We start from the raw sequence: 19,334 nt of genomic DNA, 5'->3' as shown, positions 1-19,334 counted from the left end.
CCAGCTTTCTTAGCGACTTCATTCACTTTGCCGCCGTGCCGCATTCCGCCCGATTCACCGTTTTTATTCGCGTAGCGCTGCTCCCTTTGGCGCTGGTGGCCGCAACGGTGGCCGGCCTGGGCAGCTACTTCGAAGCCAGCGATGACTTGCTGCTGGCATGGCTGTTTTCGGGCGTCATTGCACTGCGGCCGGTGCCTTCGGTGCCGCTATATTTCCACGGGTTTGGGCATGCGCTGGCGGCCGCCTACACGGCCGTCCCCACCGTGCCGTGGTTTGGCCTGTTGCTGGGGGGAGGCATGCTTTTGGCCACGGTGCTGACTTTCGCGGTGCTCGATAAGCTGCTGCGGCCGCGGTGGCGGGCCGAGGTCGTAACCCTGGCGCTGGTTGTGTTTTTTGGGCTGGCCTGGGTCGAGCACTGGCTGTGGTTTAGCTACGTGCGGGTGGCGCTGCTACTGGCCGGCGCGGCGGTGCTGTTCGCGGCGCAGCGGCCGGGAAGCCGGAAGGCCCTGGCAGTGGGTCTTGTGGGGCTGCTGGCCGCGTGGTGCATGCGGCCCAGCCTAGCCGTAATGGGGCTGGCGGTTGCCCTGCCGGCGGTGGTATGGCTGGCCGGCAGCTGGCGGCAGGCGCTGGCAACGTTGGCTGGCAGCGTTGCTGTGCTGGTGCTGGCCACCCTGCTGGCCGCCGCAGCTCAAACGCCCAACGAGGCCCACACCCAGGCCCGGGACCGTTATTTTGCCCGTATTCTCGATTTCGACCAGCTCCGGCCCCAGCCGCGCACGCCGGCCGATAGCCTCGGCACGGCTGCCCTGAGCCTGTGGCTGATGGGCGACGCGACCGTGGTGAACGAGGAAATGTGCCAGCGGGCTTACCAGTTCGACGTGCGCGATTTTCTCACCCGGGAAGTGCCGGCCAAGCTGTACCTGCGCGCCGGCCTGCTGCTGCGCGACTATTTCCCGCTGTTGCTGGCCCTGGCGGCCACGGCTTTTGCCGCCGGGCGTCGGCCCGGGTTCGCGGTGGGCTTCTGGCTGGTGCAGGCGGCCTTTGCCGGGATGCTGGTTTTTTTGGCGGGCTGGCTCAAGCTGCCCCCGCGACTGGAGCTGCCCATTCTCGATTTCTGGTTGCTGGCCAATGGAGCGTTTCTGCTGAAGCCAACCGAGACTTCGGCGCGCCGGGCGATGCCGGCGTTCGTGTGGCCGGCCTTCGCCTTGGCCGGTGTGGTGGCGGGGCTGCTCTACGGGGCCAAAACCTGGCACCGCCACCAGGTCCTGAGCCAGGAGAGGCGCCAGCACGAAAGCGGCCTGCGTTACATTCAGACCCGGAGTGGCGGCTCGGTTCGCATATTGGCCGGCACCAACGATTTACTGAAAAGTCTCTCGCCCTTTCGCGGTTATTCCCTCGGCCCCGGCCCGGTGCTGCTGCTCACCGGCTGGTCTTCGCACGATGCGTCCCAGGCCCGCCTGCGCCAGGCCCTTACCGGCACCACCGACCAGACCGAATGCCTCCGTCGGCTGGCCCGGCGGCCTACTTTTGGTGTGTCGCTCCAGGCGCTGTGGGTGCTCAGCCCCGAAACGGCGCACTGGCTCAGCCGCCGCTTCGGCCTGGACGGGCCGCGCCTGCTGCTCCACCCCGAAGCGGCCGCAATACCCTGCGGCCCCGACTCGTGGGTACGGGTGTACCACTTTCAGGGGCCGGATAATCCGTGATATTGAGGCTGAAAAGGCACTTTTTAGGTGCCGAATCGGTCAAAATGCCATAATCTTATACCCGCCCCCCTACGGTTGGGTAAGACCTTTGTTGCGCGAAAAGCGTTTCTTTAATTAACCCCTCACGCTTTTTTGCCCCATTTCCATGCAAACCTCCATATCGACTACCCGCAGCGAAGTCCTGCAACAGATGGAAGGCTTCGTGAAATCGAACATGAGCACCTTCCTCAAAAGTGTGGAAGAAAGCTGGCAGCCCGCCGATTTCCTGCCTGATTCGCGCCGTGACACGTTTTTTGACGAAGTAAAGGAGCTGCGCGAAAAAGCCGGTAGCCTCAGCTACGACCTGCTGGCCGTGCTTATCGGCGACACCATCACCGAGGAAGCCCTGCCCAACTACGAAGCCTGGTTCTACGAGCTTGATAACATTAACCGCGACCGCAACAACGGCTGGGCCGAGTGGATTCGGGGCTGGACGGCCGAGGAAAACCGCCACGGCGACCTCCTCAACCGCTACCTCTACCTCAGCGGCCGCGTGAACATGCGCGAGTTTGAGGTGAGCACCCAGTTTCTCATCAACGACGCCTTCGACCTCGGCACGGCCAACGACCCGTACCGTGCCTTCGTGTACACCAGCTACCAGGAGCAGGCCACTAATATTTCGCACCGCCGCGTGGGCCAGCTGGCCCGCACCGCCGGCGACGACCAGCTCTCCAAAATCTGCGGCATGATTGCCGGCGACGAAAACCGCCACGCCCGCGTGTACAAGTCCTTTGTGACCGAGATTTTCAAGTACGACCCCTCGGAAATGATGCTGGCCTTCGAGGACATGATGCGCAAGAAAATTGTGATGCCCGCCCACTACATGCGCGAAATGGGCGTGGAGATGGGTAAAACCTTCGGCCACTTCACCGATGCCGCCCAGCGCCTGGGCGTGTACACCAGCGCCGACTACACCGATATCCTCGATTCGCTTATCGCCGACTGGGATATTGAACACCTCAGCGACCTCACTGGCGAAGCTGAAAAGGCCCGCGACTACGTGATGGCCCTGCCCAACCGCCTGCGCCGCGTGAGCGACCGCATGGCCGTGCCCAAGCTTGAGTACAAGTTCAAGTGGATTTCGTAGCCTCGAGCTACTGCCTGAAAATCAAAAAAAGCCGCTTTCCCTGTTGGGAAGCGGCTTTTGTCATTTGGCGATAGCTGCCCCAAAACCTAAATCAAAGCCAGTATTGGCCCGACGTTCTGGTGTTCAGAGTAGTGTTGGCGGCGATTATTTCTCCACTTTCACGCCTTTCCAGAAGGCGACGCGGCCGGCAATTTCCTTGGCGGCGTCCTTCGGCTCGGGGTAATACCAGGCGGCGTCTTTGTTCTTCTCACCGTTCACGCTCAGCGAGTAGTAGCTGGCGCGGCCTTTCCAGGGGCAGCTGGTTTGGGCCACGCTGTCCTCAAAAAACTCCTTTTTGATGGAATCGGCGGGGAAATAGTGGTTGTTTTCGACCACTACGGTGTTGTCGCTCTCGGCCACAACGGTGTTGTTCCAGATTGCTTTCATTTCATTTAACAATTAAGATTTATCATTTAGCACCTGACTGGTATCGGCTGGTGGCAAACGCTGAGCTGATAGATGGCCCAGCGGTGCTACTAATGAACATCCACGCTCGCTCAGGTGTTTGCAAACTACTACTCGAATGGTCCACGCCATACGATTGCTAAATGATAAATGTTAATTGTTAAATGACATGGTTGGCTTCCGCTTCCGCGATTTTGTTCCCGAAGACCAGCCCGAAAAGGGCTTTGAGTCGTTATTTAAGCTGTTCATGCAGCTCGTTACCATCACCTCCGGCGACGTAGGCGAGGCCCTGCAATGGCTCAATGAGCTCGACAAGCAGTACGGCCTCACCGACGACAACTACGGCATGGGTAATTTCATCGATGACCTGAAGAAAAAAGGCTACATTGATGAAAATGAACAAGCTAAGGGCGAATTCAAGATTACGCCCAAAACCGAGCAGGGTATCCGTAAGAGCGCGCTGGAGGAGATTTTCGGCAAGCTCAAAAAGAGCAGTACCGGCAACCACCGCACGCCCCACACCGGGCAGGGCGACGAGCAGAGCACCGACCTGCGCGAGTTCCGCTTCGGCGATTCGATGGAGTCGATTCAGATGACCGAGTCTATCCGCAATGCCCAGCTGAACCACGGCATGGAAAGCGACGAGTTTATGCTGACCGAAGGCGACCTCGAAGTGCGCGAAAACGAGCATAAGTCCCAGACCAGCACCGTGCTGATGATTGATATCTCGCACTCGATGATTCTCTACGGCGAGGACCGCATCACGCCGGCCAAGAAGGTGGCCATGGCCCTGGCCGAGCTCGTGAAGCAGAAGTATCCCAAGGATTTTCTCGATGTAATTGTGTTCGGCAACGATGCCTGGCAGATTGAAATTAAGGACCTGCCGTACCTGCAAGTTGGGCCGTACCACACCAATACCGTGGCTGGCCTGGAGCTGGCCATGGACCTGCTCCGCAAGCGCAAAACGCCCAACAAGCAGATTTTCATGATTACCGACGGCAAGCCCACTTGCCTGAAAGAAGCCGGCGGCTATTATAAAAATAGCTTCGGCCTCGACCGCAAAGTGGTGAACAAGACCCTGAACCTGGCTGCCGCCGCCCGCCGCGTCAAAATCCCCATCACTACGTTCATGATTACCTCCGACCCGTACTTGCAGAAGTTCGTGGAGGAATTCACGGAGGTTAACCAGGGCAAGGCGTATTATTCGGGCCTGAAAGGGTTGGGCCACCTGGTGTTCGAAGACTACAAGAAAAACCGGCGCAAGACGCTGTAAAATCATCTTTTTTGTTGTGCTGACGAAGGAGGCATCTTATCACGGTTGCTTTTGTCAGCTTATACTATTTCAAACGGCGCGGACGTGATAAGGTCTTTCGCGCGGCTCAGGATGACAATTATCCCCCTTCATGTCCCACGACCAGCTTCCAACCAACCACTCCGCCCACATCACCACCCTCGGCCAGCTGAAAAAATCTGGCTACAAGCCCCGCACCGTGAAAGCCGAGCTGCGGGAAAACCTCATCCGCAAGCTCCGCCTGAAGGAGGACGTGTTTCCCGGCATTTTCGGCTACGATGAAACCGTGATTCCAGAGTTGCAGCGCGCCATTCTGGCCGGGCACCATATCAACCTGCTTGGCCTGCGCGGCCAGGCCAAAACCCGCATTGCGCGTCTGCTCATCAATTTGCTTGATGAGTACATGCCCGTGGTGGCCGGCTCTGAGCTGAACGACGACCCGCTGCAGCCGTTGTCGGTGTTCGCCAAAAATCTGATTGCCGAGCACGGCGACGACACGCCCGTGACCTGGATGCACCGCAACGACCGTTACACCGAGAAGCTGGCCACGCCCGACGTATCGGTGGCCGACCTCATCGGCGACGCCGACCCCATCAAAGCCGCCACGCTGAAACTACCTTACAGCGATGAGCGGGTGATTCACTTCGGCCTGATTCCGCGGGCGCACCGGGGCATTTTCGTGATTAACGAATTGCCCGATTTGCAGGCGCGCATTCAGGTGTCGCTGTTCAATATTCTGCAGGAGGGCGATATTCAGATTCGCGGTTTCAAGGTGCGGCTGCCGCTCGATATCCAGTTCGTGTTCACCGCCAACCCGGAGGACTACACCAACCGGGGCAGCATCGTGACGCCGCTCAAGGACCGGATTGATGCCCAGATTATCACCCACTACCCCAAGTCGATTGAAATCGGCAAGCGCATCACCAAGCAGGAAGCCCGCATTAAAGATGAGCAGAAGGGCATGGTGACCAGCAACGAGGTAATCCACGACCTCGTGGAGCAGGTGGCCGTAGAGGCCCGCGGCTCCGAGTTCGTGGACGCCAAGTCGGGCGTGTCGGCCCGCCTCACCATCTCGGCCTACGAGCAGGTGATTGCCGGGGCTGAGCGCCGCGCCTTGGTGAATGGCGAAGCCAACACCTACGTGCGCCTGGGCGACTTCATTTCGGCCGTGCCCGCCGTAACGGGTAAGGTGGAGCTGGTGTACGAAGGCGAGCAGGAGGGTGCGGGCATAGTGGCCGAGAAGCTGATGGGTAAGGCCATCCGCACGCTGTTCCTGAACTACTTCCCCGACCCCGACAAGAGCAAGAAGCTCAAGAACCGCCCCTCGCCCTACAAGGCCATTCAGGAGTGGTTCGGCAACGGTCACACGCTGGATTTGCTGCACGACGCCAGCACCGAGGACTACAAGCACGCGCTCGACCTGGTGCCCGGCCTGCGCGACATCGTGACCGAGCTGCACCCCAACGAAACGCCCGAGCACACTTATTTCCTCATGGAATTCCTGCTCCACGGCCTGAGCGAGCACAGCCTGATTTCGCGCAACCGCCTCACGGCCGGCGCGCAGTTCAAGGATTTACTGTCGTCGATGTTCACCATGCCCACCTTCGGTGAGGATGAGGACGACGAGGACGATGAGGAAAAGCCGCGCAAGCGCCGGTAATCCCCGCCGTAGCGCGGACTTTCAGTTCGCGCCGAAATACGAAAACGCCCCGCGTACCAATTGGTGCGCGGGGCGTTTTTGCGTGTCGAGTCTTCGCGCTGATGCCAAGAAGGGTGCATCTTTACGGTGTTTATGAGGCCTCCCTCCCGGCTTTTTTGCTCCCGTCCGGTGATGATGGGCCTGTTGCTGCTGGCGCTGCTGCCCTTTCTGGGGCTAATGCTATTTGCCCAGCCCGCCATCGATGACTTCGACAACACTGCCACTGTCGCCAAGCTGGGGCGTTGGGGAGCGCAGTGGTACTGGTACTGGTCGGGACGCTTTGTAGCTATTGGCGTATCTACGCTGCTCAATCCGTTGTCATATGGACCGCGCCATGGGGCTGCGCCGGCGGGGCTATGGGCGTTACGCGGGGTGTTGCTGGCGCTAGGGCTAGCCTTAATAGGTGCCTTGCAGAAGCTGTTGCGGGCCGTGGAACTGGCTCTAGCCCCCCGCGCAGATGGGGCCCGCCCGTGGAATGAGCTGGGCGCTAGCTATGGCCGTGGGCGTATTGGCGCTGAATGCGCTACCCGAGCCGTTTACGCTACTTTTCTGGTACAGCGGGGCGGTGAATTATATGCTGCCGCTAGAGCGTGAGGACAATCAAAGATTTATCTATTTACCTAAGCCAATCTAGCGTAGCACCAATATGCCAAAAGGCGAGGAAGGAAACGGCGGTTTTTTCGTAGCGGGTGGCTAGGCGGCGGTATTGCTTGAGGCGGCCAAAAAAGCGCTCGACTTTGTTGCGGTCGCGGTAGGTTTCTTCGTCCATTGCCAAGGGTTCTACCCGGTTAGGATGGCTGGGAATGACGGCTTCGATGCCCTTTTCGGTGCAATAGGCGTGGGTTGCGTCGCTGTCGTAAGCCGTGTCGGCCAGCACTTTGCCCGGCTGCAGGTCCGCCAGCAAGGGCAGCGCCTGCAGGCTGTCGCCCGCCTGGCCTTCGGTCGCAATCAGCCGCACGGCGTTGCCCAGCGACTCCACGCAGGCGTGAATTTTGGTGCCGATGCCCCCGCGGCTGCGTCCGAGGCACTCGGTGGCGGCGGTGCTTTTTTTTGGCCTGCTGAATGCTGGTGCGCCCGCACGACGGTCGAATCGAGCATGACCCAGTCCAGTTCGGGGGCTTGTAGGGCCTGGAAGGCCCGCTCCCAAACCCCTTTGGTCGCCATACGCCGGAAGCGCTTGCACACGGTGTTGAATTTGCCGAAGCGTTCGGGTAGGTCGGCCCACGGGCAGCCGGTGCGCATTATCCACACGACTGCGTTGAAAAACAAGCGGTTGTCTTTGCCCGTTACCCCGCAATCCGTGGCTTTGCCCGACAAAAGGGGGCTCACCGCCAGCCATTGAGCATCGCTAATCTCATGTCTTCGCATAAATAATTTCTTCGTTATAAACGATTGCCAAAGCAAAGGTAATTATCCTCACGCTCTAGTGCTTACGTTGGGTTTTGCCGCCGCCGCGCTCCGGGCGAGGCAGTTGCTCCCGGGGGCACCTTATCGGCGGCGCTGGGCCAGCGTGGCTACGGTGTGTTTGGTAGGGGCCGTGGGCGGTGGCGAAGTGGCCATGCTATGCTGCGGCGTGCTGCTGGCTGGGCTGGGGGCTTGGCCCTGGGCCAGCGGTATGCCTGCGCCAGTCGGTTTTCGGGGGCTGTGGATGGTATGGGGCGGCGCGTTTCTCCTTACGGCGGGGCTGCTTGTCGGCGCTCCCGGCAACCGGCAGCGCCACGGCATGGCCGCCCCCGATGCGGCCGGGCCTTATCACCGCTGGGTACTGCTGGCTCCGCGCACTGCCCTCGCGGCGGCACGCATGACGGCTCGCCCACCGGTGGCCGGGGCTGCGTTGGTGCTGGCTGCTGCCGTGCTGCTCACTTCGGCCGGGCAGGTTCGCCCGCGTCCCCGGCGGCGGGAGTTGGTACTGGTGCTGGCGGGTTACGTCCTGTTGAACTGCGCCGGAGTAGCCTTCCTGAAGGCATTTTTTATGCACGATAAATGGGTGGAAGCCATGCCCGACCGGGTAGTTAATGTGCTGGTGGTGCAGTTACTAGTGTCGACTACGGTGCTGGCACTGTGGGTCCGGCAGTGGGCACCGGCCGGGCCCGGCCGGCTGCGTGGGCAGGCCGCTACGCTCACGCTTACGGGGCTGGCGCTGGTGCTACTGCTCACGGGCCAAGCCCGCCGCGCCTGGCAGGAACTGCTGTTCATGGCCCCCGACTATGCGTTGCAAATGCAGGCTCGCTACGAGCGGCTGGCGGCTGTCAGCCGCCGAGGTGGGGCCGAAGCGGTGCTGCCGCCTTTGCAGTTGCCGCGAGCTATGGGCTTGCTCGCCCCCATTCCATCGGCTCGGCAGCGCGCAGATGTCCACGTAGAGTTGTTTGAGGATGCTGGGCAGAAGAATAATTTGTTTCTGGCGCACTACTACAAAATTGCCCGCGTCCGGCTGTCGGGGCCGCCGCCGCTGCCGACGCAATAATGCAGTTATACTCCTGAAATACCGAAGCTGTTTAGAAAGTCACAAAAGGTACTCAAACGGTCATGCAGCGCGCAGCGAAGCATCTTGCTCGCATCGTTGAACGGGCCTGAGGATGCGAGCAAGATGCTTCGCTGCGCGCTGCATGACCGTTCGGGGACTTTCTAAACAGCTTCACCATTTAGCTCGTCAAGTTGAGTTGAATACAGCAGCATTTTATCTGCGTAATAACAGAAAACAGACAGGAATATCAGTGATTTTTGTGCACCACTCAGGATTTCCCATGAATAAAATCGCCCAAGTCACCCTGCTGTTCTGGATTACCAAAATCTGCGCCACCACCCTTGGCGAAACCGCCGGCGACCTGTTGGCCCAAACCATGAACGTGGGCTACGGCACCAGCTCGCTTATTCTGCTGGGTATATTCCTGGTGGTGCTGGCTGGCCAGCTGGCCATGTCCCGCTACATTCCGGTACTGTACTGGGCCACCATTCTGGCCACGAGCACGGCCGGCACCACCATGTCCGACTACATGGACCGTACCTTGGGCCTGGGCTATGCCACCGGCTCGTTGATTTTGGTGTCGCTGCTGGGGCTGGTGTTGGGCCTGTGGTGGCTGCGCGAAAAGTCGTTGTCCGTGACGGAAATCAGGACGCGCACCGGGGAGGTCTTTTACTGGGCCGCCATTCTGGTGTCGAACACGCTGGGCACGGCTCTGGGCGATTTTCTGGCCGATGATTCCGGGTTGGGCTTTGGGGGCGGTGCCTTGCTCATTGGCGGCCTGCTGGCGGTGCTGGTGCTGGCCTATTACTTCACCGGCATCTCGCGGGTGCTGCTGTTTTGGGCGGCGTTTGTGCTCACGCGGCCGTTTGGGGCCACGTTTGGCGACCTGCTCACCAAGCCCACCGCGAAGCAGGGGCTGGGCTTCGGTACCGAAGGTTCCTCGCTCATCCTGTTTGGGCTGCTGGTGGCGCTGGTGCTGTATGAAACGCTGCGCCGCAAGCCGGCGGGTGTGGCTGAGCCGGGCGGCATCGCGGCCCGTTAGGCCCCGGGCCGTCGGGCCGGTTTCGCGCCGCGTGGGCCATCGTTTGGTCGTCAATGTACGTACTGCCCCGAAAGCCCTGCTTATGCTTCCCCGAACTCAGCCACCACCACCGTTCCCTTCCTTCGATGCCGATGAGCGCCTGCGCTGGGTCGAGCGCGTGGCTCGGCTTATGGACAGCCAGTTTCAGCTGCCGGGTACCCGCTTCCGCTTCGGGCTCGACCCGCTGTTGGGGCTGCTCCCGGTGGTCGGTGATTTGTCGACCACCGTGGTTTCCATTGCCTTGCTGCTCACCATGGCGCGGCACGGGGCCAGTGGGGCGGTAGTGGTGCGCATGGCGCTCAATATTCTCATCGATACGGTGGTGGGCGGCATTCCCATCATCGGCAACGTGTTCGACTTTGCCTACAAAAGCAACGAGCGCAACGTGGCCCTGCTGCGCCGCCACTACGCCGAGGGACGGCACGGCGGCAGCGGCCGGGGCCTGATACTGCTGTTGCTGGTGGTGCTGGTTGCCATTGTGGGGTTGGTGGGCTGGGGTAGTGTGTTGCTGCTGCGCTGGGGCTGGCACCAGCTCAGCTAAGGAGCTGCTGCTGAAACATCCATTCGCATAAGGTCGCCGTCTGACTGATAGAACTTTTCCTAATAACAAGCAAAAAGGAAAGATTTGCCGGCCATAACGTCTTGCACATACAAAGAAGCTGTTTAGAAAGTCCCCGAACGGTCATGCAGCGCGCAGCGGAGCATGACCGTTTGAGCACCTTTTGTGACTTTCTAAACAACTCCAAAAAAAGGCGGACCGAATGGGTCCGCCTTTCTAATGTGTCGCAAAAGCCAGGCCTTACTGCCAGGTGTCGTTGCGCGTCTGGCTGGTGCCGCTGGGGGTGAAGGTGCGGTTGGCGCCGCCCTCGTACAGCACGTTGCCGGCCGCGTCCTTGCGGATGTATTTAAAGCTAACCGCCGTGCCGCTGGTCGGGTTGATGGTGCCTTTCCAGACGGGGTAGGCCGCGCCGCTGAGCTTGATGGCGTTGGCCGTATTCCAGGCCCCGAGCTGGGCGGTGCTGCCCAGCACGTACACATCCTGGCCGCTCACGGTGCCGCTGTAGGTCACGTTGAAAGCCACGGCCGTGGTGCCTCCCGTGGGGGGCGGGGTGGTGGTGCCGCTGGTGGGCACCCATACGGCGTAGGAGCGGGCCCCCACCGGGAACACCGCGTAGCCGTTGGCATCGGTGGTGATGGTGCCGGCGTTGTTGCCGGTGGCATCGGTGAGCGAGGCGCTCTTGAAGGGGGTGGTGATGCCCTTGCTGGCGGCGCTGCCACCGTCATTCAGCAGCTCCATCAGCCCCTTGTGCGAGGTGTCGCCGGCGCGGGAGTAGGCGTACACGTTGGCATCATTCACACTGGTGTATTCGGCGGCCGCGCCGTAGCCGTTGGCTTTGCGAATGGCGATGAGCTTCTTAATCTGCGCGCCCAGGCCGTACTCGTAATAGTCGCGGTAGAACACGCAATGGTAGCCCTTGTCGCGGGTGAGGATGTAGGCGTAGGCCAGCATTTTCAGGTTGGAAACCGGCGAGAACAGCGCGCCGCCGGTCTGGTCGGTATCGTGGTTATCGACGAACGAAACCGACAACGCCCCGTTGGCCTCGGTGAAGCCGGCGAACTGCAGGCCGCGCATGTCCCAGCTGCCATTGCCGTTGCTCATGTCGTTGAACAGGTAATGCAGCGGCACGTCGAACAGGCTGGTGCGGCCGCCGGTGCTGGCGGCGTAGTTGTTCATGTCGCCTAGGTTGCGGAACCAGGCCTCGCTCACCGCGAAGCGGCCCGAAGTGCCCTTCACCGCATCCCCAGCCACTGGTTCACGAAGGGCGTGTACATGTGCTTGGTGGCATCGAGGCGGTAGCCGTCGAGGCTGAGCTTGGTGGTAACCCAGTTGCCCCAGCCGATGGTTTCGTTGACGTTCGAAGGGTTGTTGTACTGAATCTCGGAGCCGAGCAGGTTATCGTAGGCGTCGCCGTTGGCGTAGGGCTGGAAGTCGTATGCTTTCCATTGGTACCAGCCGTTGTTGAGGGCCTGCTGGGTTGCCGTAAAATTGCCCCAGTGCCACTGGTAGTTGCTGTAGGTATTGTTGCGGCCGGGGTAGGTGAAGCTCGTGTACACGTTGTACTGGCCGTTGGCCAGCTCCTGGGCATCGGCCGAGGAAAGTGGTTCATCACCATGTCCTCGTACACCTGCACGTCTTGGCCGTGCAGCGCCCCAATGGCACTTCGCAGCTGCCCGATGGTGCCGTAGCGCGTGGCCACGGTGCCCTTCTGGTTGAACTCGCCCAGGTCGTAACGGTCATATACGCCGTAGCCCATGTCCAGCGCGCCCGAGCCCTTGTATGCCGGCGGTAGCCACACGGCTGTAATACCGGCCTGGCTCAGCTCGGTGGTTTTGCTGCCCAGGTTCTGCCACCAGGTCGGCGGGTGTGCTGGTGGGCACGTCCCAGTAGAAGCCCTGCATCATCACCCCATTTACCACGGTGGCGTTGGAGGTAGCCGGGGGGCACAGCGGTGGGCGCGTCTGCGCCCGGCGTGAGGGTTTCTTTCGCGCAGCCGGTCAGCAACAGGGCAGCAGCGAGCGATACGCAGGCTGCCCTGCGGAGAAATTGTGTCATAAAGTGGTGGGAATTGGAGTGTGAAGCCGAAAGGCACAGCGCCGGCTAAACCCTATTAAAGTATAGGACTTTGGCATTTGCACTCCTGCTAATTTACCCCCACAATCGATGCCGAAAATTGTATTTCACTCCAAAGCGCAACGATTTAGCATGAGAATATCATAAAAATAATATCTAAAAAAATTAAATAATGCAAAATTTTGCCCAAAATATGGGCCTTGTTTAAAATATTTTCAACATATCCGGCTCCGGCGGTGCCGGGCTGCCCGGGTGGTAAGTGCTGCGGCCCGGCGGGCGGTGCTGGCCCTACTCGCCCAGCTTGCCCGGGCCCAGCCAGCGCGCCACCGGGTAGCGGTTGTGGCCGGGCTCGTGGTAGGCCGAGCTTTGGTACACCCATTCGAGCTGAGCAGGGCCGTTGGCGGCAAAAGCGGCGTTGTCCTGCTTGAGTTTCTCCAGCCGCTCGCGCAGCTTCGGGTCGCGGCGGAGCAGGTCGGTGGCCAGGTCCTCAAACACGTAGTCGGAGAAATGCTCCTTCTGCTGAAGCACGCTGTCGAAAAAGCCCCAGGCGAAGAAGGAGTCGGTGGCCTGCGGCTCCAGCGTTTCCATCAGGTAGCGGATGGGGGCGGCATCGTTCAGGTACACCACCAGGTCGCCGGGGAGGAAAGTGGTGGTTTCCGGGCGGGTTTGCAGGCGCACCTGGCTGTGCACGTAGTGGCCCTCGAAGGGCTTGGGCGTGGTCTTGAAATCCTCGAAATAATACGCTTCCACCGGCGCGGTCACCTTGCGGGTCAGCGGCTCCAGCGTGGCCCCGTTGCGGCGCAGGATATCGGCCACCTCCGTCCAGGCTTTGGGAATGATGTAGGCCGTGGGTCGGCCGGCGGTGGCGGTTGGTTTGAAAGTATTGAAATATTGCACGGGCCGGGTGAAGGGCGCGGCACGGTCGTAGTAGAGGCGGGGCTGGCCGCTCACTTCGCTGGGCTTCATCCGGCCCTCGTAGCCCCGGAACTGCACGGTTTCGTGCTGGGTTTCGTCCAGCGCCCAGACGAGGGGGAAGGTGGTTTGGGCGGCCATGTCGGCGGCGGCCTGGGTGCGGGCGGCTGCCAGCGCGGGGGCCTGCTGGCCCACGGTTTCGAGCATGGTGAGCAGGAAGTCATAGGTGGCGTGCACGCGGGGCGCGAAGGCCTTTAGCATGTGCGTCTCGGGCATAAAGCCAATGGTGTTGAACAACGCCGCGTAGCCGGTGGAGTAGCGCGGCGATTCCAGAAAAGCGCGCAGGCCGCTCTCCGGCGTCTGGCCCTCAAAGTCCACGTAGGGTGTCATCGGCCACTTCTTCTGCTCCATGCGCTTGTAAAGCGTCGGCAGCAGCTGGCCCTGCAGGTAGGTGCCCAGCGCCGGGGCCAGCTTGCTGTGCTGGGTGGCAATGAGTGTCATGGTATATTGATAATCGGCCCCGTTGGAGGTGTGCGTTTCCACAAATACATCGGGCTGCCACTTCTGGAACAGCGCCGCGAAGGACCGGGCATTGCGCGACTCCTGCTTAATGTAGTCGCGGTTCAAATCCAGGTGCCGGGCATTGCCCCGGAAGCCGTAGGCCGCCGGCCCATTCTGGTTCACGCGGGTCGTCGAGTTGCGGTTCAGCATCCCGTCGATATTATAAACGGGCACGATGACGACCGTGACCTGCGCCAGCAGCTTTTGCAGCCGGGGCTGCTGCATCAGGTCGCGCGCCAGCATCATGCTCGCGTCGATGCCCTCCGGCTCGCCAGGATGGATACCGTTCTGGATGAAGACCACCGGTTTGCGTGCGGTAAGCTTTAGCTTGCCGTCCGGGCTTTCCTTCGACGGCAAGCTAAAGCTTACCGCACTACTCAGCACCACTTCGTGCAACGGCCGACCGGCATCGGTGGGGCCGGCCTCGGCCAGGTGCAGGTGCGTGGGGTAGGCGGCGGCCAGCTTCTGGTAGTAGGCGATGCACTCGGCGTAGGTAGCCGTGGTGTTGCCGGCTGGGTCGTTTTCGAAGGGCGTGCGCCAGGCCGGGGCCGGGGCGGGCAGGGTGGGAGCAAGGGCCATGAGCGAAGCAAGGAGCAGGATGAACATAGCTGCAAAGGAACGGCAGGGAAGAAGATGCCCGGCGAGAAACTCACCTTCTTACCAACCGAAGGTCAGCGAAGCTAAGGAGGGGACGCCGGCGCGCAGCGCCGGCTGGGGTGGTTGTTGGCGTTGGATGGCGGTAGGTAGCGTTAGGTAGCATTGGCTGGCAGTTGGGATAATCCCGAACGAAACCCGCCCTAAGCTGTTCAACGCCCTAACCACCCCCGTCCGCGCTTCGCGCGAACATCCCCTCCTTAAAAAAGGAGGGGAGTTTCTGCCTCCGCCTACCTTTGCCCAACCCTAAACATCCTTAGCCCATGTCCGCCGCCCTCCCGCGCCCCCTTATTCTCGTTTCCAACGACGACGGCATCACTGCCCCCGGCATCCGCCACCTCGTTGAAGCCATGGTGGCCCTCGGGGCTGAAGTCGTGGTTGTCGCCCCCGATTCGCCGCAGTCCGGAATGGGCCACGCCATCACCATCGGCCACCCGCTGCGCCTCACCAAAAACCCGGTGTTCGGCCCCGAGGTGGCTGCCTACGAATGCTCCGGCACCCCGGCCGATTGCGTGAAAATCGCCAAGCACTACGTGCTCAAAGACCGTACCCCCGACCTCGTGGTGTCCGGCATCAACCACGGCTCCAACGCCTCGGTAAACGTGTTGTACTCAGGCACTATGTCGGCGGCTATTGAAGCAGCCATTGAAGGTCTGCCCGCCGTGGGCTTCTCCCTCTGCGAGTACGGCCCGAACGCCGATTTCTCGCACGCGGCCGAGTGGGTGACCCAGGTGTGCCGCCACGCCCTCGACCACGGCATCCCCGCCGGCACGGCCCTCAACGTGAATATCCCCAAGAAATCCGAAACGCCCATTGCCGGTTTGCGTCTGGCCCGTCAGGCCCGTGCCAAGTGGCAGGAGGAGTTCGACCGCCGCCTCGACCCCTACCAGCGCCCGTATTACTGGCTGGTGGGCCAGTTCGTAAACCTCGACCCCGGCACCGATACCGACGAGTGGGCGCTGGCCCACAACTACGTGTCCATCGTGCCCTGCAAGTTCGACCTCACTGCCATGCAAGGCCTGGCCCACCTCAGCCAGCAGTGGCAGCTGCCCCTGCCCGAAGCGCAGGAAGTGGCCATCCCACCCCAGCCCGTGTCCTCGGAAGATTACGGGGTAGCCAACCAGGAATAATTCTGTTAAGCTTGTCACCCTGCGCATTCTGCGATTAAAACAGAATGCGCAGGATGACAAGCTTAAAAAAACTTGGCTAGTTAGCCGGCGCTTTGTTGTGGGCAGGAAGCGCGGATTCGCGCGTTTTAATTGGCGAAGAGTGGTGCGCCACTACCAGCCGCACCGTTTTGGGCGGCATGGGGGCCGTGGTCGATTTGCGCACCACCATGGGCGGGGCCGTCAGGCCGGGCAGGGGCAGGGCGCTGCGGTGCAGGGCCACTACCTCGGTGCCCAGGGCCACCAGCAGCAACAGCAACAGGCTACCAAGCAGGATTTTCAGCAGAGTACGCACGGAAAGTAGAATGACTTTCCGAAACTACCAGTACCCCTATGAAGCCGGCATGAATCCCACCAATAATTTGGTGGCCGGCTGAAAATCCAGGATAAATGCCGTGCCCCGGCCCACCTCCGACTCGGCCCGCAGCGTGGCCCCGTGAAAGCCCGCAATGGTCTGGGCAATGGGCAGCCCCAGCCCGTAGCCCTCCGGCGAACCGGGCGCGTTGGAGTTGAAGCGCCGAAACCGGTCGAAAAGGTACGGGATGTTTTCCGGGGCGATGCCGGGGCCGGAATCCTCCACGCGCAGCGTGTAGCCGCCGGTGGGCAGGGGGCGGCCCAGTACCCGGATGCTACCGCCCTCGCGGTTGTACTTAATGGCGTTGGAGAGCAGGTTGCGCACCAGCGTGTGCAGCAGGCTGGCGTTGGCGAGGGGGCGGGTGTCGTCGCCGGTAATGTCTACTTCCAGGGTAATGTCGCGCTGCTGGCGGCGGTCGTCCAGCTCCTCGGCCACCTCGGCCACGGCGGTGCTCAGGCGCACCGATTCGTTGCGCAGGTACTGCTCGTTTTCGATGTTGGCGATGAGCAGCAGGGTGCGCACGGTGTTGCGCAGGCGGTAGAGCGTGCGCTGCGATTCCACGATTTGCTGGGCGTGCTGCTCGGGCAGGGTGGGGTCCTGCAGCATGTTTTCGAAGCGCGATTGCAGGATGCTGGCCGGGGTGAGTAGCTCGTGGCTCACGTTGCTCATGAACTCCCGCTCCTTGGCAAAAGCCGACTGCACCTGCCGCATCAGCGAGTTCAACCGGTCGTCGAGGCGACGGAAGTCAGTGGTATCGGTATCAATGGGTTCAAACTGAAAATCCGACGGCTGCCGGATGCCCCGCAGCTTGCGTATAGTCAGCTCGCGCAGGGGCTCTAGCAGGTAGTGCGCAAAGGCTGCATCGGAAAATACGGTGAGCAGCGAGGCCGCCACCAGCACCCACAGGGCCAGGTTGCGCAGCGTCCCGGTCAGCAGCTCCACCGTTTCCAGGGAGGAGCCAATCTCGACCCGAAATGCTGGCTGGCCCGCCGCCTGGGCCGGCCGCGCAAAACTCAGAATCCGAAAATCCTCCACCTGCTGGTCTACCTGCCGGGGCTCTTCAAAGATGTGCTCGGGCGGCAGGGCCTTGCCGGCGGCTAGCGGCGTGAGCGTAATGTATTCCTGCTTGAAGATGTTGTAGTCGGCGTAGGTTTCGACCCGCTCGCCGCGCTCGAACGCCTGCAGGCCATCGCGGGCAATGAGGGCCAGCACCTGCTGCTTTTTGGCCCGCAGGTACAGGTCGGTGTGGGCCACGGCCACGCGCTGCACAATGGGCGGAATCACCAGGGCCCCCAGCAGCACCAGCAGCAGCTTGGACAGGGCATTGAAGAGGGCAAGCTTGGCTTCGAGACGCATTTTGGTAAATGAGTAAGTGGAGCTGTTTAGAAAGTCACAAAAGGTACTCAAACGGTCATGCAGCGCGCAGCGAAGCATGACCGTTTGAGTACCTTTTGTGACTTTCTAAACAGCTCCAGTGAGTAAATGAGTAAGGCCGAGAGCGGCAATGCTGCTGGTAAGAAGGAAGCACCAGCAAATTTACTCGGTACTACCAGCGTGCAACTCCCATTCACTCACTTACTCACTTGCCATTTTGCTGCTACTCCGCCGCCCGGTAGCCGATGCCGCGCACCGTCTCCAGAAAGTCGGAGGAGGCGAACTGGGCCAGCTTCTTGCGCACGTTTTTGATGTGCACGTCGATGTAGTTCGAGTCGGAATCGTCTTCGAGCACGTTGCCCCACAGGTGCTCGCCCAGCTGCAGGCGCGTGAGGACGCGGCCCCGGTGCAGCAGCAGGTAGTGCAGCAGGTCGAACTCCTTTTTGGTGAGGGGCACTTCCTGGCCGCCGTGCCGCACGATGCGGGCGTTGGGGTCCATGCTAAAGCCTTGGCCGAAGGTAATTTCTGGTCGCTTAAGGTTGAACTTGCGGCGCGTGATGGCCTGCATGCGGCTGGTGAGCTCCAGCAGCGAGAACGGCTTGGGCAGGTAGTCGTCGGCCCCGAGGTCGAGGCCGCGAATGCGGTCATCGAGCGCGCCGCGCGCGGTGAGGATGATGAACGAGGCCTCCTGGTTTTCATTCAGGCGGGCTTCCCGGAGCAGGTCGAGGCCATCGCCGCCGGGCAGGCCCAGGTCGAGCAGCACGAAGTCGTAGCTGCTCACGTAGAGCTTTTCTGAGGCCTCGGCGTAGGTGTAGGCCGAATCGACCAGGTACTGGGCTTGCAGCAGAAACTGCCGCATTTCTTGGTGCAGGCTTTTTTCGTCTTCGATGAGCAGAACGTGCATGGGGCAAAAAAGAGGGTGACGGGTGAGGCTTTCGGGTACAACATACGACATGTGCATCTGAACGGGACATGAAGGACGGTTTTCATTCCGGGCCGGGCCAACGATTCAGCCCCCTCAAACTTTGTGGCGTATCTTTCCCCACAACATCTTGCCACGTTTTCTTCCTGCTTTTCTGATGAAACACTGCTTCCTATTCTGGCCGCTGCTGTTGGCGGCCCTGGTCACGCTGGCCAACAGCGCCGCCGCCCAGGCCCCGGTCAAATCCAAATCTAAAGCCAAGCCCATTGTCACGACGGTGTACATTGTGCGCCACGCCGAAAAAGATTCGACCACCGACCGCACCGACCCTACGCTCTCGGCCCTGGGCCAGACCCGCGCCCTGGCTCTGCGCAAAACCCTGATGGGCTACCACCCGGCGGCCCTTTTCACCACCGAAACCAAGCGCACCCGCGCCACCCTGGCCCCCCTGGCCGAGGCCCTGAAGCTGGAGCCGCAGGTGTACGACCCGAAACGGGGCCGTGACCTGACCGACCGCATTCTGAAAGAATACGCCGGAAAATCGGTGGTTATCGTGGGTCATTCCAACAACGTGCTCTCGCTCATCGACGATTTTGGGGCTACCCCGCCGGTGGAAGAAATCGGCGAAAACGACTACGAATACCTCTTCACCGTGCGCTTGGTGGAAGGAGCCATGCCCACCGTCGACATGCGCGGCTATGGCCCCGAGCGCCGGCAGAGTCCCAAACCAGGCAAGGCTGCACCCATGGTTCAGACTGCGCCCATGAAGTAGCCGCTGCGGCTTGCCAAAGCCGGTAAAGATGCCCAAGGCTGCCGCTTCTCACTGCTCTGCGTGAGGGGCGGCGGCCTTATCTTTTGAGGCCCTGCACCAGTAGCTGCTCCGGCAACTTCCGGGCCTGCTGCTGGCCGGGGCCGCACCCCGCAATGGCCCGCCGCCGTACTTTCGCCCA

Annotated in this window: 16 protein-coding genes and 2 pseudogenes; 9 read left to right on the top strand and 9 right to left on the bottom strand. The window is 61.2% G+C overall.

The genetic code is table 11. From position 1 onward, the window contains the following. The first annotated feature begins 35 nt into the window (after positions 1-35). Together KQ659_RS11500 and KQ659_RS11495 are read left to right on the top strand one after the other, a co-directional pair. Entirely contained in the window at positions 36-1,703 is a 1,668-nt protein-coding gene (locus KQ659_RS11500) for a hypothetical protein (RefSeq protein ID WP_216688669.1), read from the top strand. Positions 1,704-1,848: 145 nt separating this feature from the next. Further along, positions 1,849-2,829, top strand: coding sequence for an acyl-ACP desaturase (locus tag KQ659_RS11495; RefSeq protein ID WP_216688670.1), 981 nt, complete (start codon positions 1,849-1,851; stop codon positions 2,827-2,829). Positions 2,830-2,973: 144 nt separating this feature from the next. Here the strand turns inward: KQ659_RS11495 and KQ659_RS11490 are convergent, their stop codons facing one another. Further along, complete coding sequence (locus tag KQ659_RS11490; protein ID WP_216688671.1) at positions 2,974-3,255, bottom strand: DUF427 domain-containing protein; 282 nt, start codon at positions 3,253-3,255, stop codon at positions 2,974-2,976. Between the two features lie 187 nt (positions 3,256-3,442). Between KQ659_RS11490 and KQ659_RS11485 the strand changes: the two genes are divergently transcribed. Together KQ659_RS11485 and KQ659_RS11480 are read left to right on the top strand one after the other, a co-directional pair. After that, positions 3,443-4,546 (top strand): vWA domain-containing protein, encoded by a 1,104-nt coding sequence (locus tag KQ659_RS11485; protein ID WP_216688672.1) that lies wholly within the window; start codon positions 3,443-3,445, stop codon positions 4,544-4,546. Between the two features lie 130 nt (positions 4,547-4,676). Next, positions 4,677-6,224 (top strand): sigma 54-interacting transcriptional regulator, encoded by a 1,548-nt coding sequence (locus KQ659_RS11480; RefSeq protein ID WP_216688673.1) that lies wholly within the window; start codon positions 4,677-4,679, stop codon positions 6,222-6,224. 655 nt (positions 6,225-6,879) lie between these two features. Here the strand turns inward: KQ659_RS11480 and KQ659_RS11475 are convergent. Beyond that, positions 6,880-7,604 (bottom strand): annotated as a pseudogene (locus KQ659_RS11475) (IS5 family transposase); the annotation flags it as partial. A gap of 85 nt (positions 7,605-7,689) precedes the next feature. Here KQ659_RS11475 and KQ659_RS11470 point away from each other — a divergent pair. The 3 genes from KQ659_RS11470 (at position 7,690) to KQ659_RS11460 (ending at position 10,349) form a co-directional block, all read left to right on the top strand. Beyond that, positions 7,690-8,727 carry a hypothetical protein gene (locus KQ659_RS11470; RefSeq protein ID WP_216688675.1) on the top strand — a complete coding sequence of 346 codons (1,038 nt, stop codon included), beginning with the start codon at positions 7,690-7,692 and terminating at the stop codon, positions 8,725-8,727. Positions 8,728-9,007: 280 nt separating this feature from the next. After that, positions 9,008-9,769: a COG4705 family protein gene (locus tag KQ659_RS11465; RefSeq protein ID WP_216688676.1), complete on the top strand. Its 762-nt coding sequence runs from the start codon at positions 9,008-9,010 to the stop codon at positions 9,767-9,769. 82 nt (positions 9,770-9,851) lie between these two features. After that, a complete protein-coding gene (locus tag KQ659_RS11460) occupies positions 9,852-10,349 on the top strand; it encodes a DUF4112 domain-containing protein (RefSeq protein WP_216688677.1) in 498 nt (165 codons plus the stop codon). 258 nt (positions 10,350-10,607) lie between these two features. Here KQ659_RS11460 and KQ659_RS21830 read toward each other — a convergent pair whose 3' ends face one another. The 4 genes and pseudogenes from KQ659_RS21830 to KQ659_RS11440 form a co-directional block, all read right to left on the bottom strand. Continuing rightward, a complete protein-coding gene (locus tag KQ659_RS21830) occupies positions 10,608-11,618 on the bottom strand; it encodes an alpha-amylase domain-containing protein (protein WP_226915548.1) in 1,011 nt (336 codons plus the stop codon). Beyond that, complete coding sequence (locus KQ659_RS21825; RefSeq protein WP_226915549.1) at positions 11,600-11,923, bottom strand: alpha-amylase family protein; 324 nt, start codon at positions 11,921-11,923, stop codon at positions 11,600-11,602. The genes KQ659_RS21830 and KQ659_RS21825 overlap by 19 nt, the downstream gene beginning before the upstream one ends. 101 nt (positions 11,924-12,024) lie before the next feature. Further along, positions 12,025-12,165 (bottom strand): annotated as a pseudogene (locus tag KQ659_RS21820) (alpha-amylase); the annotation flags it as partial. A gap of 563 nt (positions 12,166-12,728) precedes the next feature. Next, entirely contained in the window at positions 12,729-14,519 is a 1,791-nt protein-coding gene (locus KQ659_RS11440) for a M14 family metallopeptidase (protein ID WP_216688678.1), read from the bottom strand. Positions 14,520-14,830: 311 nt separating this feature from the next. Here KQ659_RS11440 and surE point away from each other — a divergent pair, with 311 nt between their 5' ends. Then, complete coding sequence (gene surE / locus KQ659_RS11435; RefSeq protein WP_216688679.1) at positions 14,831-15,697, top strand: 5'/3'-nucleotidase SurE; 867 nt, start codon at positions 14,831-14,833, stop codon at positions 15,695-15,697. 76 nt (positions 15,698-15,773) lie between these two features. Here surE and KQ659_RS11430 read toward each other — a convergent pair whose 3' ends face one another. From KQ659_RS11430 to KQ659_RS11420, 3 genes are all read right to left on the bottom strand, one after another. After that, complete coding sequence (locus tag KQ659_RS11430; RefSeq protein WP_216688680.1) at positions 15,774-16,028, bottom strand: hypothetical protein; 255 nt, start codon at positions 16,026-16,028, stop codon at positions 15,774-15,776. 36 nt (positions 16,029-16,064) lie between these two features. After that, positions 16,065-17,444 carry a sensor histidine kinase gene (locus KQ659_RS11425; RefSeq protein ID WP_216688681.1) on the bottom strand — a complete coding sequence of 460 codons (1,380 nt, stop codon included), beginning with the start codon at positions 17,442-17,444 and terminating at the stop codon, positions 16,065-16,067. Positions 17,445-17,685: 241 nt separating this feature from the next. Continuing rightward, positions 17,686-18,366 carry a response regulator transcription factor gene (locus KQ659_RS11420; RefSeq protein WP_216688682.1) on the bottom strand — a complete coding sequence of 227 codons (681 nt, stop codon included), beginning with the start codon at positions 18,364-18,366 and terminating at the stop codon, positions 17,686-17,688. A 175-nt stretch (positions 18,367-18,541) separates the two neighbouring features. Here KQ659_RS11420 and KQ659_RS11415 point away from each other — a divergent pair, with 175 nt between their 5' ends. Continuing rightward, a complete protein-coding gene (locus KQ659_RS11415; protein ID WP_216688683.1) occupies positions 18,542-19,156 on the top strand; it encodes a phosphoglycerate mutase family protein in 615 nt (204 codons plus the stop codon). The last annotated feature ends 178 nt before the right edge of the window (positions 19,157-19,334 follow it).

Source organism: Hymenobacter siberiensis, assembly GCF_018967865.2.
In the GTDB taxonomy this organism is placed as follows: domain Bacteria; phylum Bacteroidota; class Bacteroidia; order Cytophagales; family Hymenobacteraceae; genus Hymenobacter; species Hymenobacter siberiensis.
The sequence above is the reverse complement of the archived record's forward strand: the minus strand, read 5'-3'. Positions and strand labels throughout refer to the sequence as shown.